This window comes from Streptomyces sp. GS7, from assembly GCF_009834125.1.
GTDB lineage: Bacteria > Actinomycetota > Actinomycetes > Streptomycetales > Streptomycetaceae > Streptomyces.
In genome coordinates, this window is the sequence record NZ_CP047146.1 from 1,440,130 (window position 1) to 1,456,879 (window position 16,750).

Below are 16,750 nucleotides of genomic sequence, written 5' to 3' on the forward strand. Positions count from 1 at the left end.
ACTTTCGATGGACCTGTCGGGTGCCCCGCTGCGACGGTGGACCGGTCCCCAGCACCGCCATCCGCGCACGAAGGGAACCGCATGACCGCCACCCCGGCCGCCGACTCCACCGATCCGCACGCCAACGACGCCGCCCCGTACGGTGGGGGCGACCCCTATGCCGACTACCGCGGCGGGGACTTCGCCTTCACCGCGTTCGTCGACCTCGCCGACCGCCGCTTCGGCGCCGGGGTCGTCGCGGCGAACGACGAGTTCTTCGCCGAGCGGGAGAACCTGCTGAAGCCGGGCCCGGCGGTCTTCGACCCCGAGCACTTCGGCCACAAGGGCAAGATCATGGACGGCTGGGAGACCCGGCGCCGGCGCGGCGCCGACGGCGAGCACCCCTTCCCGACCCACGACGAGCACGACTGGGCGCTGATCCGCCTCGCCGCCCCCGGCGTGATCCGCGGCGTCGTCGTCGACACCGCCCACTTCCGCGGCAACTACCCCCAGCAGGTCACCGTCGAGGCGACGTCGCTGCCCGGCAGCCCCGGCCCCGAGGACCTGCTGGCCGACAGGGTCAAGTGGGAGGAGATCGTCCCGCGCACGCCGGTACGCGGCCACGCCGCCAACGGCTTCGAGGTCACCGCCGAGCGCCGCTTCACCCACCTCCGCCTCAAGCAGCACCCCGACGGGGGGATAGCCCGCCTCCGGGTCCACGGCGAGGTCGTCCCCGACCCGGCGTGGCTGGACGTCCTCGGCTCGCTCGACCTGGCCTCCGTGATGCACGGCGGGGTGGTCGAGGACGCCTCGGACCGCTTCTACTCCTCGCCCACCCAGATCATCCAGCCCGACCTGTCCCGCAAGATGGACGACGGCTGGGAGAACCGCCGCCGCCGCGTGCGGGGCACCAACGACTGGGTGCGCTTCCGCCTCGCCGCGCAGGGCGAGATCCGCGCCGTCGAGATCGACACCGCGTATCTGAAGGGCAATTCGGCCGGCTGGGCCGCTCTCTCCGGCTGCGACGGCGACCCCGACGACGCGTCCGCGTGGTTCGAGATCCTGCCCAGGACCAGGCTCCAGCCCGACACCCCGCACCGCTTCGTGCTGCCCCGCCGGGTCACCGCCACCCACGTCCGGCTGGACGTCTTCCCCGACGGCGGCCTGGCCCGGATGCGTGTCCACGGCGACCTCACCGAGGCCGGCCGCGCCGGGCTGATCCGCCGCTTCGACGAGCTCAACGGCTGACCGCCGCGTGCCGCCCGTGCCCCGGGGAGGGGGACGGGGCACGGCGGACCCAGGACCCGCCCGGCGGACGGCAGCGCCGGTCCGCGCCGCCGCCGGGCGTCACCAGCCCTGACCCGGAAGTGCGCCACGGGGCGTGCCCCGGAACCCGTGAGGTTCCGGGGCACGCCCCTGTGCTGTGCGCGGGGTGCGGGTCAGCCCGCCGCCGCGTCCGCCGCCCGCGCCCTGAGGGCCCGCTCGACGCCCGCGCGCGACTCCGTCACCAGGCGGCGCAGCGCCGGGCTCGGGTCGGCCGCGGCCAGCCAGGCGTCCGTGGCGTCCAGCGTCTCCTGGGAGACCTGGAGGGACGGGTAGAGGCCCACCACGATCTGCTGGGCCATCTCGTGGCTGCGGGAGTCCCAGACGCCCTTCACGGCGTCGAGGTACTTCGCCGTGTACGGCGCCAGCAGCTCGCGCTGGTCGGTCTGCACGAAGCCGGCGATGACGGCCTCCTGGACGGCGTTCGGCAGCTGGTCGGACTCCACCACCGAGGCCCAGGCTTCGGCCTTCGCCTCCGCCGTCGGACGCGCCGCGCGGGCGGTCGCCGCGTGCCGCTCGCCCGCCGAGGTCCTGTCCCGCTCCAGCTCCGCCGCGATCGCCTTCTCGTCCGCCCGGCCGGTGGCCGCCAGCCGCTCCAGCAGCGACCAGCGCAGCTCGGTGTCCACGGCCAGCCCGGCGATCTCCTCCGTGCCGTCCAGCAGCCCCTGGAGCAGGTCCAGTTGGGCGTCGGTACGCGCCGATGCGGCCAGCGCGCGGGCCCAGGCCAGCTGGTGGTCACTGCCCGGGGCCGCCGCCCGCAGCTGCGCGAGCGCGGCCTCGGTCCAGGTCGCCAGCCCGCTCTCGCGCCATTCCGGCGCCGCGTACAGGTCGATCGCCAGCTTCACCTGGCGGTGCAGGGACTGGACGACGCCGATGTCGCTCTCCTTGCCGACCCCGGACAGCACCAGCGAGAGGTAGTCGCGGGTGGGGAGTTCGGCGTCCCGGGTCATGTCCCAGGCCGACGCCCACGACAGGGCCCGCGGCAGCGACTCGGTGAAGTCGCCCAGGTGCTCGGTGACGACCTTCAGCGACTGCTCGTCCAGCCGCACCTTCGCGTACGACAGGTCGCCGTCGTTGAGCAGGATCACGTCCGGCCGCGGCGTGCCCTTCGGGTACGGGACCTCGGTCAGCTCGCCGTCCACGTCCAGCTCGACGCCGCCGGTGCGGACGAGCCCGCCGCCTTGGAGGTCGTAGTAGCCGATCGCGATCCGGTGCGGGCGCAGCACCGCCTCGCCGGTGGCCCCGGCGGGCAGCGCGGGCGCCTCCTGCCGCACCGCGAACGAGGCGACGGTGCCGTCCGCGGCCAGCTCGATCTCCGGCCGCAGGATGTTGATGCCGGCCGTCTCCAGCCACTTCTTCGACCAGGTCTTCAGGTCCCGGCCGCTGGTCTCCTCCAGCGCCCCGAGCAGGTCGCTCAGCCGCGTGTTGCCGAAGGCGTGCGCCTTGAAGTACGCCTGCACGCCCTTGAAGAACTCGTCCATGCCGACGTAGGCCACCAGCTGCTTGAGGACGCTGGCGCCCTTGGCGTAGGTGATGCCGTCGAAGTTGACCAGGACGTCGTCCAGGTCGCGGATCTCCGCCATGATCGGGTGGGTGGACGGCAGTTGGTCCTGCCGGTAGGCCCACGTCTTCATGGAGTTGGCGAACGTGGTCCAGGAGTGCGGCCACTTGCTGCCCGGCGCGTAGGCCTGGCAGGCGATCGAGGTGTACGTGGCGAACGACTCGTTCAGCCACAGGTCGTTCCACCACTCCATGGTGACCAGGTCGCCGAACCACATGTGCGCCAGCTCGTGCAGGATTGTCTCCGCGCGTACCTCGTACGCCGCGTCGGTCACCTTCGAGCGGAAGACGTACTGGTCGCGGATGGTGACCGCGCCGGCGTTCTCCATCGCCCCGGCGTTGAACTCCGGCACGAAGAGCTGGTCGTACTTCGCGAACGGGTAGTCGTAGTCGAACTTCTCCTGGAACCAGTCGAATCCCTGCCGGGTGACCGCGAAGATCTCCTCCGCGTCCAGGTGCTCGGCCAGCGACGGCCGGCAGTAGATCCCCAGCGGCACCGAGCGCCCGTCCGCGCCCTCCCAGCTGCTGTGCACGCTGTGGTACGGGCCGGCGATCAGCGCCGTGATGTACGTGGAGATACGCGGCGTGGGCGCGAACCGCCAGACGTTGTCGGCGGGCTCGGGCGTCGGCGAGTTGGAGATCACCGTCCAGCCCTGCGGCGCCGTGACGGTGAACCGGAACGTCCCCTTGAGGTCCGGCTGCTCGAAGCTGGCGAACACCCGCCGGGCGTCCGGCACCTCGAACTGCGTGTAGAGGTACGCCTGCTGGTCCACCGGGTCGACGAACCGGTGCAGCCCCTCACCGCTGTTGGTGTACGCGCAGTCCGCGACCACCGTCAGCTCGTTGCCGCCGGCCCGCAGACCCGGCAGTGCGATCCGGGAGTCCTTGAACACCGCGGCCACGTCCAGCGCCGCGCCGTTGAGCACCACTTCGCGCACGGTCGGCGCTACCAGGTCGATGAACGACTCCGCGCCCTCCTCGACGGCCTCGAACCGCACCGTCGTCACCGAGCGGAACGTGCCCCCCTCCTGCGCACTGCTCAGGTCCAGATCGATCTCGTACGCGTCGACGGTGAGCAGCCGCGCCCGCTCCTGCGCCTCTTCGCGGGTCAGATTCGTGCCAGGCACCCGTGCCTCTCCTTCGCATTCGTCATCGCATCGGACTCTTCGGCCATCCTTCCACGCCGTGTCCGTCGGAGCCGGTGGGTGACGTGAGCGCGGAGGCGGTCGGCACAGGAGAGGTGAGGGCTGCGAGGCTTCTCGACCGGCTCCGGCGCTAGGGGGAAGCCCGGACGCACGGCGAGGGGTACGTCGTCGGGACGGACCCGGCGGACGGGCGCACGTTCGCCGTCGACACCAGCGGTTTCCCCGGCGAAACGGGTATGTAGCGCCGACGGCGGCCGGTGCCGGTACGGAGTCGCTCCGTACCGGCACCGGCCGCCGAGGGATCCGATCAGCCGCGCAGTTCGGCGGCGACCAGCTCGGCGATCTGGACGGCGTTCAGGGCCGCGCCCTTGCGGAGGTTGTCGTTGGAGACGAAGAGCGCGAGGCCGTTCTCGGCGGTCTCGTCGCGGCGGATGCGGCCGACGAACGACGCGTCCCGGCCCGCGGCCTGGAGGGGGGTGGGGACGTCGGAGAGCTCGACGCCGGGGGCGCCGGCCAGCAGCTCCTGGGCGCGGGCGGGCTCGATCGGACGCGCGAAGCGGGCGTTGATCTGGAGCGAGTGGCCGGTGAAGACCGGGACCCGCACGCAGGTGCCGGACACCTTCAGCTCCGGGATGTCGAGGATCTTGCGGCTCTCGTTGCGGAGCTTCTGCTCCTCGTCGGTCTCGTTCAGGCCGTCGTCCACGACGGAGCCGGCCATCGGCAGGACGTTGAAGGCGATCGGGCGGACGTAGGTGTCCGGGGCCGGGAACTCCACCGCGGCGCCGTCGTGGGTGAGCTTGGTGGCGTCCTGCTCGACGACCTTGCGGGTCTGGCCGTCCAGCTCCGCGACGCCGGCCAGGCCGCTGCCGGAGACCGCCTGGTAGGTGGCGACGACGAGCGAGACCAGCCCGGCCTCCTCGTGCAGCGGGCGCAGCACCGGCATGGCGGCCATGGTGGTGCAGTTCGGGTTGGCGATGATGCCCTTGGGGCGGTCCGCGATCGCCTGCGGGTTGACCTCGGCGACGACCAGCGGGACCTCGGGGTCGCGGCGCCAGGCCGAGGAGTTGTCGATCACGACCGGGCCGGCGTCGGCGACCTTCTCCGCGAGCGCCTTCGAGGTGGCGCCGCCGGCCGAGAAGAGCACGATGTCGAGTCCGGAGTAGTCCGCGGTGGCCGCGTCCTCCACGGTGATCTCGGTGCCCTGCCAGGGCAGCGTCCGTCCGGCGGACCGGGCCGAAGCGAACAGCCGCAGCTGCTCGACCGGGAAGTTGCGCTCGGCGAGAATGCGCCGCATCACGCCGCCGACCTGTCCGGTGGCTCCGACGATACCGATCCTCATGGGACTCCTTCTTTCTTACCTGGCCGTCCGGCCCGGCTCCGGGTGTCTGCGAGGGGACACCTGCTCAGTGGCGCTCCCATCATGTGTGTGAGACCCGTCGCCTTGTCCAATCCGTTCCAGTAGATGGAGCCGCGGGCCGGCGGGTTGCGCACGGCGTATCGCGCATGGTCGCCGAACGGTGCCGGAGGGTGACATGCGCAGCTCCGCGGCGTCGCGGTCAGCGCGGCAGGACCACCACATACGCCTGCGGCTCCCGGTCCAGCGCCGCCATCAGGGCGGTACGGACCACCGTCGCCAGCTGCTCGGGCGCGTCGCGCAGCAGCCGCGGCAGGCAGCGCACGACCGTGATGCCGAGCTGCTCCAGCGCTTCGCGGTGCTCGTCGTACGGGGTGTTCACCGGGTCGACGGTGGGGCGCGGGGCGCGGGTGTCGATCTCCAGGGCCACCCCGTGCTCGGGCCAGTAGGCGTCCACGCCGCCCAGGTGCGGGCCGCCCGGCAGCCGCAGGTCGACGTTCCAGAAGGGGTCGGGCAGGCCGTGGGCGCGGACCATCCCGTAGAGCCGCTGCTCGGCCAGCGCGCGGCCCTCGGCGAGCAGGGTGTCCACCGCGTCCACCACGTGCGGCCGGTGCAGCAGCCGGGCCCGGCTCAGCTCCCGGACGACCGCGGGCGCCTCGCAGTGGCCGCCGCGGACCGCCTCGGCGAGCAGCCGGCGGACCAGGCAGGCGTCGGTCAGCCCGGCGACCGCGTCGGCCAGCGCGCGCTGGACGGGCGCGGTGGGCACCCCGGTGACGACCTGGGGGAGCGGCAGGTCGGCGCCCCGGACGAGCTGCGCGAATCCGGCCGAGCGCAGCCGCCGGGACCGGGTGACCAGCACGTCGATCCGCTCCAGGGACAGCAGCGGGGGAGCGGCGGTGAAGCCGTACAGGGCGAGCGCCGCCAGCCCGGTGATCATCGGCTCCGGCGCGGACGGCTGCGCGCCGCCCTGGCCGGGCACCGTCGGGCCGCGGTGCCGGGCGTAGAGCAGCGCCGCGTGCAGCCGCTCCTCGCTGGTGGGCGGCCCCTGGTGCAGCAGGTACACGCCGGGGAGCAGCTGCTGCCAGGGGCCGCCGGGCCGGCACCGGGCGGCGGTCTCCGCGGCCGGGACGCCGTGCTCCCGGAGCTGACGCGCCGTCAATACCCGGCAGTGGGCGTCGGAGAGGTGGCGGAGGGGGAGGGGGGAGAGCGGGGTGTCGTGGTTCATGCCAGGGCGATTCCCGGCGCCGCTCCGCCCCCTAACCGCTGTTACCCGCCTGTGGCACAAGCGGGACAATAATGCCCTCAAGTACGGGCGTTCGACTGCCGATACCAGCTGGTCGGGGGGAGGGTTACGGCCGCCGCCCGACCGCCTCGTCACAAGCCTGTGCGCGCAGCGCCCGGGCCAGGTCGTCCCGCTCCTCCAGCACCAGCCGGCGCAGCGCGGGCGCCGCCTGCGCGTGCTCGGCCAGCCAGGCGTCCGCGGCGTCCAGCGTGGCCCGGTCCACCTGCCAGGACGGGAACAGCCCGCGCACCACGGACATCGCGATCTCGATGGACCGCTCACGCCAGATCCGCTCGATCGCCGCGAAGTAGCGCGCGGTGTACGGCGCCAGCAGCTCCCGTTGCCCCGGCTGCGCGAAGCCGCTGAGGGTCGCCTCCACCAGTGCGTTGGAGAGTGTGTCGGACTCCACCACGTCCGCCCAGGCCTGCGCCTTGACCTCGGCTGAGGGGCGGGCGGCCAGGCAGCGCACCTGGTGGCGCCTGCCGGAGGCGGTGTCGTCGCGGGCGAGCTCGGCGGCGATCACCGACTCGTCGGCGACCCCGTGCGCGGCCAGCGGCAGCAGGAACGCCCAGCGCAGCTCCTGGTCCACGTCCAGCCCGTCGATCTTCGCGGTGCCGTCCAGCAGTCCGGTCAGCAGCTGGAGGTCGGCCGGGGTGGTGGCGACCGCGGCGAAGTGCCGGGCCCAGCTGAGCTGGTGGCCGCTGCCCGGGTCGGCCACCCGCAGCTCGCGCAGCGCGCCCTCGGACAGCGCCCGGGCGGCGCTCTCGCGGTGTTCCGGCGAGGTGTAGTGCTCCAGCGCCGTCTCCGCCTGGCCGTGCACGGACTGCAGTACGCCGATCACGCTCTCCGCGCCACCGAACCGCCGCACCAGGTCCAGGAAGTCGCGGGCCGGCATCAGCCCGTCCCGGGTCAGCCCCCACAGCGCGGCCCAGCACAGCGCCCGTGCGAGCGGGTCCCGCAGATCGCCGAGCCGGGTCCGCAGGGTGGCCAGCGACCCCTCGTCGAACCGGGTCTTGCAGTACGTCAGGTCCTCGTCGTTGACCAGGACCAGCTCGGGCCGCTCGGCGCCGGCCAGCTCCGGCACGGACGTGCGCTGCCCGGAGACGTCCACCTCGGCGCGGGCGTACCGCACCAGCGCGGAGTCCGCGTCGAGGCGGCGGTAGAGGCCCACCGCGACCCGGTGCGGCCGGAGTTCGGGGTGCTGCTCGCCGGCCTCCTGGACGATCGCCAGCTCGGTGATCCGGTCCTGGGAGTCGTAAGTGACCTGCGGAGTGAGGGAGTTGACGCCCGCGGTCTCCAGCCAGGCGCGCGACCAGGCCGCCAGGTCCCGCCCGGAGGTCTCCTCCAGTACCGACAGCAGGTCCGTCAGCCGGGTGTTGCCGTAGGCGTGCCGCTTGAAGTACCGCCGCGCGCCCTCCAGGAACGCGTCCTGCCCCACGTACGCCACCAGTTGCTTGAGCACGCTCGCGCCCTTGGCGTAGGTGATGCCGTCGAAGTTCAGCTTGGCGTCCTCCAGGTCCCGGATGTCGGCGGTGACCGGGTGGGTGGAGGGCAGCTGGTCGGCCCGGTACGCCCAGGACTTGCGGCGGTTGGCGAAGGTGATCCAGCCGTCCGTGAAGCGGGTCGCGCCCACCTGCGCGAAGCTGCCCATGAAGTCCGCGTAGGACTCCTTGAGCCACAGGTCGTCCCACCAGTGCATGGTGACCAGGTCGCCGAACCACATGTGCGCCATCTCGTGCAGGATGACGTTGGCCCGGCGCTCGTAGGACGCCTCGGTCACCTTCCCGCGGAAGACGAACTCCTCGCGGAAGGTGACGCAGCCCGGGTTCTCCATCGCGCCGAGGTTGTACTCGGGGACGAACGCCTGGTCGTACTTCCCGAAGGGGTAGGGGAAGTCGAAGTGGTCGTGGAAGAAGTCCAGGCCCTGCTTGGTGACGGTGAAGATGTCGTCCGCGTCGAAGTGCCGGGCCAGCCCCTTGCGGCACAGCGCGCCCAGCGGGATCTCCAGCTCCGAACCGTCCTTGAAGGCGCGGCGGTAGGTGTCGGTGACGTAGTGGTACGGCCCGGCGACGACTGCGGTGATGTACGTCGAGATCGGCTGGGTGGTCGCGAAGCGGTGCCTGCCCGTCTGGGCGGCGCCGTCCTGGGCGCCGTTGCCGAGCACCAGCCAGCCCTCGGGCGCGGTGACCTCGAAGGTGAACGGGGCCTTCAGGTCGGGCTGTTCGAAGTTGGCGAAGACCCGGCGCGCGTCGGCGGGCTCGTACTGGGTGTAGAGGTAGACCTCGCCGTCCTCGGGGTCGACGAAGCGGTGCAGGCCCTCGCCGGTCCGGCTGTAGGCGCAGTCCGCGTCGACCACCAGGGTGTTCTCGGCGGCGAGGCCGTCCAGTGCGATCCGGCTGCCGTCGAAGACCGCGGCCGGGTCCAGCTCGCGGCCGTTGAGGGTGACCGAGCGGACCGAGGGGGCCAGGAGGTCCGCGAAGGACGAGGCGCCGGGCTCGGCGCACCGGAAGCGGATGGTCGTGCGGGAGCGGAAGGTGGCGGCCTCCGCGCCCCGGGTGACCGCTGAGCGGACATCCAGCGCGACGTCGTAACCGTCGACGTTCAGCAGCCGGCCCCGCTCACGTGCCTCGTCCCGCGACAGATTCTCACCTGGCACGACGTGCCTCCCTCACCCTCGTCACGAATATCGAACACTGGGAATCATGGCACGGCGACCGGCGGTTGAACCGTCCACGGAAGAACGCTGCACAGCCTTTCAAAGGAGACCCCGTGTCCGAGACCGCCAAGACCCCGGCAGACTTCTGGTTCGACCCGCTGTGCCCCTGGGCCTGGATGACCTCCCGCTGGATGCTGGAGGTGGAGAAGGTGCGTCCGGTGGAGGTGCGCTGGCATGTGATGAGCCTGGCCGTCCTCAACGAGAACAAACTCGACACGCTCCCTGAGGAGTACGCGGCGAACATGCGCCCCGGCGGCAAGTCCTGGGGGCCGGTCCGCGTGGTGACCGCCGCGCAGCAGCTGCACGGCGACGAGGCCGTCGGCACGCTCTACACCGCGATGGGCAACCGCTTCCACAACGCGGGCGAGGGCGTGAACCGCGAGTCGATCGCGGGTGCGCTCGCCGACGCCGGCCTGCCCGCCGACCTGATCGACTACGCCGACAGGGAAACCTACGACGCCGAGCTGCGCGCCTCCCACAAGGCGGGCATCGACCTGGTCGGCCAGGAGGTCGGCACCCCGGTCATCGCCGTCCCCGGCTCCGACGGCGACCAGATCGCCTTCTTCGGCCCGGTCGTCACCCCCGCCCCCAAGGGCGAGCAGGCCGCCAGGCTCTGGGACGGCACGCTGATGGTGGCGTCGATCCCGGGCTTCTACGAGATCAAGCGGACGCGGACGCAGGGCCCGATCTTCGACTGAGCTCCGACCGGTCTCCGACCACCCGGCACCGGGCACGGTGCGCACGAAGCCCCCGCGAGTCCTGTCCTCACGGGGGCTTCGCTCTTGTCCGCCTGCCGGGTGAACGGTGAGAAGACGATCACGAGGCAGGACGTCTGTAACGGCGTTAGGGCGCCAGCAGCAGGTTGTTCGCGCGCTCCTTCGCGGATGCGTAGCGCTTGGCGACGTCCTGCCAGTTGACGACGTTCCACATGGCTTCGATGAAGTCGACCTTCTGGTTCTTGTACTGGAGGTAGAAGGCGTGCTCCCAGGCGTCGAAGACGAGGAGGGGCACGGAGCCCTGGCCGACGTTGCCCTGGTGGTCGTAGATCTGCTCGACGATGAGGCGGCCGGTGACCGGCTCGTAGGCCAGGACGCCCCAGCCGGAGCCCTGGGTGGTCGCCGATGCCTTGGACAGCTGGGTCTTGAACCTGGCGAACGAGCCGAAGCTCTCGGCGATGGCGTCGGCCAGCTCGCCCACGCCGTCCTTCTCCAGCGGCTCGCCACCGCCGTCACCGGTCATGTTGTGCCAGTAGATGCTGTGCAGGATGTGGCCGGAGAGGTGGAACGCCAGGTTCTTCTCCAGGCCGTTGATGCTGCCCCACTGGTCCTTGTCGCGGGCCTCGGCCAGCTGCTCCAGGGTGTCGTTGGCGCCCTTCACATACGCGGCGTGGTGCTTGTCGTGGTGCAGCTCGACGATCTCCGGGCTGATGACCGGAGCCAGTGCCGCGTAGTCGTAGGGGAGTTCCGGAAGTGTGTAGGTCGCCATGCCGATCCCGCCTCCAAGCTGCGAACATGCAGTAGTTGCAAACAATGCGCAAGAGCACGCTACCAGCAGGAGTGATCACCGGACGGGGGTGCCGCCCGGCCTGGTCCCAAAGACGGAGGCGGGGCGGGACCTCGGAAGGAGGTCCCGCCCCGCCTCACGGGGTCCGGAAGGAGAACTACCGGTTGCTCAGCGCCCGTTGCCGCAGCAGCCCGACCACCGTCAGCACCACGCCGAAGCCGCCGGTGAACAGCAGCTGGATCCGCTGGTTGTCGTCGCGCAGCATCAGCACCAGCACCGCCACGATGCCGGCCAGCGCCACCCAGGTCAGCGCAGGGAAGGCCCACATCCTGACCACCAGCCTCTCCGGCGCCTCGCGCTCCAGCCGCCGCCGCATCCGCAGCTGGGCGACCGCGATGAAGCCCCAGACCACCAGGACGGCCGCGCCGACCATGTTCAGCAGCCACTGGAAGAGCGTGGTGGGCCACAGGAAGCTGAAGAGCACCGCGACGAACCCGAAGGCCGAGCAGAGCAGCACCGCCCGGCGCGGCACCCCGCCGCTGACCTTCCCGAGGAAGGCCGGGCCCTGGCCGCGGGAGATGAGGGAGTAGGCCATCCGCGACGCGCCGTAGATGTTGGCGTTCACCGCGGAGAGCAGCGCGACCAGGATGACCGCGTTCATGATCTGGCCGGCCGCCGGGATCTTCAGGTAGTCCAGCACCGCCACGTACGGGCCGCTCTTGGCGATGGACGGCGCGCTCCACGGGATGACCGTGACGATGACCGCCATCGAGCCGACGTAGAAGAGGGCGATCCGCCACATCGCGGTCCGCACCGCGCGGGCCACCCCGCGCACCGGGTCCTTGGACTCGGCCGCGGCGATGGTCACCGTCTCCAGGCCGCCGTACGCGAAGACCGACGCCAGCAGACCGACCATCAGGCCGTCGACGCCCTTGGGCAGGAAGCCGCCGTCGCCGGTGAGGTGCGAGGTGCCGGGAGCCGAAGTGCCGGGCAGCAGGCCGAGGATGGCCAGCACGCCCAGGACCAGGAAGATGCCGATCGCGGCGACCTTCAGGGTGGCGAACCAGAACTCGAACTCACCGAAGTTGCCGACCGCCGCCAGGTTCGTCCCGGTGAAGATCACCATGAACAGCAGCACCCACATCCACGGCTGGGTGGCCGGGAACCACTGGTGCATCACGTCCGCGGCACCCAGCGCCTCGGCGGCCACCGCCACACACAGCAGCGCGGTGAACATCCAGCCCACGGTGAAGCCGGCCCACGAGCCGATGGAGCGCTCGGCGTGCACCGAGAAGGAGCCGGACGCCGGATTGGCCGCGGCCATCTCGCCGAGCATCCGCATGATCAGCATGACCAGCGCGCCGGAGACGGCGTACGCCAGCACGATCGACGGGCCGGCCGCCGCGATGCCCTCACGGGAGCCGACGAACAGCCCGGCCCCGATCACCCCGCCGAGGGCGATCATCGAGAGGTGGCGCTGCTTGAGGCCGTTCGACAGCGAGCCGCCGTCCTGGCCGGCGCCCTGGACCGCGTCGGCCTGCTCGCGGCCGGCCGCGGCGGACGAGGGTGTCCGATTCATGTCGTACCTGTCCCAGTAAGTGAGATGCGGAGCGGGCGGAACTGCGGTCTCCCGGGGCCGTGGACGGCTCACATCCGGGGTCCTCGGCAAAGCTGGCTCAGTCTGAGTGCCGGTGTCCGCTCAGGGCAACAGTCGTGCAGCGATTGTTCGGTATTCAGACGGGATCGTGACCGTACGTGCCTGATAGATCGTCGAATGCCGTGAATGTGATGTGTGACTCATGTGTGCCAGGGGTCGCCACGCGCGCCCCGGGGGGAGCGCCGCGGCGGCCCGGACGCCGCCGGCTCAGTCCCGTACGCGGCGGTCCCGCAGCTCCCGTACACCGGCCACGACCAGCACCGCCGCGGTCGCCCCGGCCGACCACAGCAGCTGCGGCCGGGCCGCGTCGTCGGTGAGCATCAGCACGATCACGGCCGCCATCGCCGCCAGCGCCAGCCACGTCAGATAGGGGAACGCCCACATCCGCAGCGCGAGCTTCTCCGGCGCCTCCCGCTCGATGTGCGGCCGGAGCCGGAGTTGGGAGACGGCTATCAGCCCCCAGACGAACAGCAGCACCGCACCGACCGCGTTGAGCATGTAGAGGAAGACCGAATCCGGCCACCGGAGATTCAGCAGGACGGACACGAAGCCGAACGCCACCGACGCCAGCACCGCCCGCCGCGGCACCCCTCCCCCAGTCTCGGCTTCGCCCGAGCGGGGGGACCCCCCTCCGGACACCTTCAGCAGCCCGCGCGGCGCCTCACCGCGCTCGGCCAGCGAGAACACCATCCGCGACGCGCCGTAGAGATTGGCGTTCAGCGCCGAGAGCAGCGCCACGAACACCACGATGTTCATGATCTGCCCGGCGCCCGGCACCCCGATGCGGTCCAGCACCATCACGTACGGGCTCTCGCCCGGCCGCATCGACGACCAGGGCAGCACGGTCACGATGACCAGCATCGAGCCCACGTAGAAGAAGAGGATCCGCCACACCGCGCTGCGCACCGCCCGGCCCACCGCGCGCGCCGGGTCGTCCGACTCGGCCGCCGCGATGGTGACCACCTCCAGCCCGCCGAAGGCGAACACCACCGCGAGCACGCCGGAGACCACCCCGCCCCAGCCGTGCGGCAGGAAGCCGCCCTGCCCGGTGAGGTTGGCCAGCCCGACGGGGTGGGTGTCCGGCAGCACTCCGAAGACCGCCAGCAGGCTCAGCGCCAGGAACAGCACGATCGCGGTGACCTTCAGTGCCGCGAACCAGAACTCGAACTCCCCGAAGTTCTTCACCGAGGCCAGGTTGGCGGCGGTGAAGACGACCATGAAGACCAGCACCCAGGCCCACTGCGGCACCGCCGGCACCCAGCCGTGCGCGATCTGCGCCGCCCCGGTGGCCTCCACGGCGAGCACCACCACCAGCAGGAACCAGTACAGCCAGCCGACGCTGAACCCGGCCCAGCGCCCCAGCGCCCGCTCCGCGTGCACCGAGAACGCCCCCGACGCCGGCATCGCCGCCGACATCTCCCCGAGCATCCGCATGATCAGCATCGCCAGCGCGCCGGCGATCAGATACGACAGCACGATGCCCGGCCCGGCCACCGAGATCCCCGCCCCGGAGCCCACGAACAGCCCCGCGCCGATCACCCCGCCCAGCCCCAGCATCGTCAGATGGCGCTGCTTGAGCCCGGTGGACAGCGGCTCTTTCCCGACCGGAGGCGGTGCGTCGTGCATGGTGCGTACTCTCGCGACAGGGCGGCCGGGCCGCCGACGGCTTTGGGGGAACTCCACAGGTCACCGCGGGTCGCCGCCCAGTGTCGCCGCCCGCCCCGCGCTACCACAAAACCGGCGCCCGCTCGCCAACGCGGCCGTGATGAGCATCACGTGACCTGCAAAGACACCCCGCGACCCGGCAACGCCCGGCATTCTGGCGGATGTTCGGAAGTCTCCAAGCGGGCCGGTACGGCTTTGTCGGTGCCACACGATGATCGCCAACGGCCCGCTGGACTAACGTCATCGCGTCCCGACCGTCCCGCATCCTTCTCACCCCGCGGAGTACCGATGAGCACAGCAGCACCCGCCCTCAACGCCGGTGCGGTTCTCGCCGACCTGCTGCCGGCCGCCAGCGCCACCCGCGCCCGCGTCCGCGACGCCGCGCTGGTCGTCGGTGGCGCCGCCCTCACCGGTGTCGCGGCCCAGATCGCCGTGCCGATCCCCGGCTCCCCGGTCCCGGTCACCGGTCAGACCTTCGCCGCCCTCCTGGTCGGCGCCTCCCTCGGGGCCGGCCGCGGTCTGCTCTCGCTCGCGCTGTACGCCATCGCGGGCGTCGCCGGGATGCCGTGGTTCGCGGGCGGCGCCTCGGGCGCGGGCGGCGCCACCTTCGGCTACGTCCTCGGCATGCTGCTCGCCGCCACCGCCGTGGGCGCGCTGGCCCGCCGCGGCGGCGACCGCGGGGTGCTGCGCACCGCCGCCACCATGGCCGCGGGCAACGCCCTCATCTACGCGATTGGCGTCCCCTTCCTCGCCCTCAGCACGGGGATGCCCCTCGGCAAGGCCGTCGCCGTCGGCATGGTGCCGTTCCTCCTCGGCGACGCCCTCAAGATCGCCCTGGCCATGGGCGCCCTGCCGGCCGCCTGGAAGCTGGCCGGCCGCCGCGGCTGACGCACCGCACACGACGGGGCCCGCACCGGGCGATCGGTGCGGGCCCCGCCGTCGTCTGCGTACCGCGACTATGCGCTCTCCGCCGCTTCAACGGCCTCCGGCTCGCGCGGCCGCCGCCGCTCCAGGGTCAGCCCGACCGCCAGCACCACCACGGCCGCCACCACCGACAGCACCATCTGCTCCCGGCCGTCCTTGTCGTAGAACATGTAGCCCACGACGAAGACGATCAGCGCGATCGTGGCGTAGGTCAGCCACGGGTACAGCCACATCCGCACCGACAGCCGCTCCGGCGCCTCCCGTTCGAGCGTCCGGCGCATCCGCAGCTGCGAGAAGCAGATGACCAGCCAGACGAACAGGGCCACCGCGCCGGACGAGTTGAGCAGGAACTGGAAGACGGTGTCCTTCGACGTGTAGCTGAAGATCGTCGCGATGAAGCCGAAGGCCACCGACGCCCAGATCGCCACCGCCGGCACGCCGCCCTTGTTGACCGTCGCGAACGCCCTGGGCGCGTCGCCGCGCGCACCGAGCGAGTACGCCATCCGGGACGCCGTGTAGAGCCCGGAGTTCAGGCAGGACAGCACCGCGGTCAGCACGACCACGTCCATCACCACGTCCACGTACGGGATGTTCAGCGACTTCAGCACCGCCACGTACGGGTTCTTGGCCACCTCCGGGTCGTCCCACGGCAGCAGCGTCACGATCACCGTGATCGAGCCGATGTAGAACAGCGCGATCCGCCAGATGACGCTGTTGACGGCCTTGCGGACGGCCACCACCGGGTTCGGCGACTCGCTCGCCGCCAGCGTCACGATCTCGCTGCCCATGAAGGAGAAGACCACCAGCAGCATGCCGGAGAGGATCGCGCCCGGCCCCTTCGGCAGGAAGCCACCGTGCCCGGTCAGGTTGGCCGTGCCCACCGCGTGGTGACCCGGCGGCAGCCCGAAGATCGCCAGCGCGCCGACCACGATGAAGATCACGATCGCCACGACCTTGATCCCGGCGAACCAGAACTCGAACTCGCCGAACGAGCTGACCGACACCAGGTTCGTGCCGGTCAGCACGATCATCACCAGCAGCGCCCAGGCCCACTGCGGAACGGCCGGGACCCAGCCGGTCAGGATCGACGCCGCCGCGGTCGCCTCCACGGCCAGCACCACCGACCAGAAGAACCAGTACAGCCAGCCGATCGTGAAGCCCGCCCAGCGCCCCAGCGCCCGGTCCGCGTACGCCGAGAACGACCCGGACGTCGGCGAGGCCGCGGCCATCTCGCCCAGCATCCGCATCACCAGCACCACCAGCAGGCCGGTCAGTGCGTAGGAGAGGAGGATGCCGGGACCGGCGGCCTTGATCCCGGCGCCGGATCCGACGAACAGACCCGCGCCGATGACCCCGCCGATGGCGATCATCGACAGATGGCGGTTCTTCAGTCCTGCCTGGAGACCGTCCTGCGACTGCCCCCCGCCGGCTCCGCCGCCGGGTTCACCGGCGGCGGGGACCGCTTTCGCTATCGGGATGCCCCCTGCTCCTTCGGAGCTCGGGGGAGGGTGCGCGCCCATGTGCACCGTCCTTCTGTGGTTCTGTGTGGGGAACTGTGGTTCTGCGTGGGGAACCTTGGAATGAGACCGTTGTGCACGACCGTTGGGAAGAGCCGACCCCGGATCGTTGTGGTTACCGCCGA

11 protein-coding genes are annotated in these 16,750 nt (G+C 71.6%); 3 read left to right on the plus strand and 8 right to left on the minus strand.

All coding sequences use genetic code 11. The annotated features are described in order from the left end of the window. The first annotated feature begins 81 nt into the window (after window positions 1-81). Complete coding sequence (alc, locus tag GR130_RS06025; RefSeq protein ID WP_159503743.1) at window positions 82-1,227, plus strand: allantoicase; 1,146 nt, start codon at window positions 82-84, stop codon at window positions 1,225-1,227. A 191-nt stretch (window positions 1,228-1,418) separates the two neighbouring features. Here alc and pepN (GR130_RS06030) read toward each other — a convergent pair whose 3' ends face one another. From pepN (GR130_RS06030) to pepN (GR130_RS06045), 4 genes are all read right to left on the minus strand, one after another. Continuing rightward, window positions 1,419-3,989 (minus strand): aminopeptidase N, encoded by a 2,571-nt coding sequence (pepN, locus tag GR130_RS06030; protein WP_159503744.1) that lies wholly within the window; start codon window positions 3,987-3,989, stop codon window positions 1,419-1,421. A 325-nt stretch (window positions 3,990-4,314) separates the two neighbouring features. Next, window positions 4,315-5,346 carry an aspartate-semialdehyde dehydrogenase gene (locus GR130_RS06035; protein WP_159503745.1) on the minus strand — a complete coding sequence of 344 codons (1,032 nt, stop codon included), beginning with the start codon at window positions 5,344-5,346 and terminating at the stop codon, window positions 4,315-4,317. Between the two features lie 217 nt (window positions 5,347-5,563). Further along, a complete protein-coding gene (locus tag GR130_RS06040) occupies window positions 5,564-6,586 on the minus strand; it encodes a hypothetical protein (RefSeq protein ID WP_159503746.1) in 1,023 nt (340 codons plus the stop codon). 124 nt (window positions 6,587-6,710) lie between these two features. Beyond that, window positions 6,711-9,299 carry an aminopeptidase N gene (pepN, locus tag GR130_RS06045; RefSeq protein ID WP_159503747.1) on the minus strand — a complete coding sequence of 863 codons (2,589 nt, stop codon included), beginning with the start codon at window positions 9,297-9,299 and terminating at the stop codon, window positions 6,711-6,713. 113 nt (window positions 9,300-9,412) lie between these two features. Here pepN (GR130_RS06045) and GR130_RS06050 point away from each other — a divergent pair, with 113 nt between their 5' ends. Beyond that, window positions 9,413-10,057 (plus strand): mycothiol-dependent nitroreductase Rv2466c family protein, encoded by a 645-nt coding sequence (locus GR130_RS06050; protein WP_159503748.1) that lies wholly within the window; start codon window positions 9,413-9,415, stop codon window positions 10,055-10,057. Between the two features lie 145 nt (window positions 10,058-10,202). Here the strand turns inward: GR130_RS06050 and GR130_RS06055 are convergent, their stop codons facing one another. From GR130_RS06055 to GR130_RS06065, 3 genes are all read right to left on the minus strand, one after another. Next, entirely contained in the window at window positions 10,203-10,844 is a 642-nt protein-coding gene (locus GR130_RS06055; RefSeq protein WP_159503749.1) for a superoxide dismutase, read from the minus strand. Between the two features lie 175 nt (window positions 10,845-11,019). After that, window positions 11,020-12,441, minus strand: coding sequence for an amino acid permease (locus GR130_RS06060; RefSeq protein ID WP_159503750.1), 1,422 nt, complete (start codon window positions 12,439-12,441; stop codon window positions 11,020-11,022). Between the two features lie 285 nt (window positions 12,442-12,726). Further along, a complete protein-coding gene (locus GR130_RS06065; protein WP_159503751.1) occupies window positions 12,727-14,145 on the minus strand; it encodes an amino acid permease in 1,419 nt (472 codons plus the stop codon). Window positions 14,146-14,472: 327 nt separating this feature from the next. Between GR130_RS06065 and GR130_RS06070 the strand changes: the two genes are divergently transcribed. Further along, window positions 14,473-15,072: a biotin transporter BioY gene (locus GR130_RS06070; RefSeq protein WP_159503752.1), complete on the plus strand. Its 600-nt coding sequence runs from the start codon at window positions 14,473-14,475 to the stop codon at window positions 15,070-15,072. Between the two features lie 68 nt (window positions 15,073-15,140). On the opposite strand, the gene GR130_RS06075 is transcribed toward GR130_RS06070, so the two are convergent. Beyond that, entirely contained in the window at window positions 15,141-16,628 is a 1,488-nt protein-coding gene (locus GR130_RS06075) for an amino acid permease (protein WP_201304806.1), read from the minus strand. Window positions 16,629-16,750 lie beyond the last annotated feature (122 nt).